The sequence below is a fragment of the Mesorhizobium sp. P5_C1 genome (assembly GCF_054049815.1).
Window position 1 is genome coordinate 1 of the sequence record NZ_JBFULQ010001110.1, and the last position, 997, is coordinate 997.

Below are 997 nucleotides of genomic sequence, written 5' to 3' on the forward strand. Positions count from 1 at the left end.
CTGCTACGTGGAGATTTTTATGACCGCGAGGCGCTCAACCTCATCAGGCGTCAATGTCTACCGGAAAAAACATTCGTCGACATAGGTGCCAATATTGGCAATCACTGCATCTTCCTCTCAAAATTTTGTAATCCATCCGAGGTGATCGCGTTCGAGCCCAATCCAGCTGCGATAGCCATACTTAGGATAAATATGTCACTCAACGGATGTTCGAAAGTCAATCAGGACCATCTTGGTTTGGCGCTGTCGTCAAAATCTGGGACAATGCGCGTACATTATCCATCAATCGGAAATATTGGTGGCGCTCAAATGTTGCCCGACGACCTTGGGGACGTGAAATGCATTCCCGGCGACGATCTTCTGTATCAGAAGCCGATTGGATTCATTAAAATTGACGTCGAAGGTGCTGAATTTGAAGTGCTCAAGGGATTGAAGAATACAATCGAGCTCCGGCGGCCAAATCTGCTGGTCGAGGTTTGGCCTCAGGCTCGCAAGGAGCTCGAGGCCTGGTGCAGCGCTTTTCACTATATGATCCAGGAATCCCTGCCTATGGATGACAACTACTTCTTGGTGCCCAAGGAACGGACTTGACCGCGGGAGTCGCATGGCAACGACCGCCGCCCGAATTGCATTTTTTGTTCCACTTCAGACCGCTGACTGATCTGCCGGGCGCGGAACCCGCGTATCATCCGCCTGTCCCGTGGATTGTGGGCTGTTGGAGACCGTAAATCTCCACCTCGGAAAGATGGAGATACTCTTTGCGAGGGATCGAAATCCGAACGTAGCGTGCCTCCACAGGTAAGTCAGAGGACCACACCAATGGCATTCCAGCGCTATATCCGCCGAAGATTTGACCGGGCTCAGTGCTGAATATCAGCTTCCAGTCCACGCCATCAATCGAGCCTTCGACTACAATGGGCGACGTTCGGCGCTGCATCCATTCCGGAATACGGTCTCGGTTGAATATCCGAATGGCGAACACTTGAGAGGGCTCTTC

General features: G+C 51.9%; 1 protein-coding gene and 1 pseudogene. One reads left to right on the forward strand and one right to left on the reverse strand.

What is annotated here, in order from left to right; translation table 11 throughout:
• Positions 1–591: FkbM family methyltransferase (locus ACXJ7R_RS34230; protein ID WP_457155654.1), on the forward strand; the 591-nt coding region annotated here is incomplete at its 5' end.
• A gap of 94 nt (positions 592–685) precedes the next feature.
• On the opposite strand, the pseudogene ACXJ7R_RS34235 reads toward ACXJ7R_RS34230, so the two are convergent.
• Positions 686–997 (reverse strand): annotated as a pseudogene (locus tag ACXJ7R_RS34235) (hypothetical protein); the annotation flags it as partial.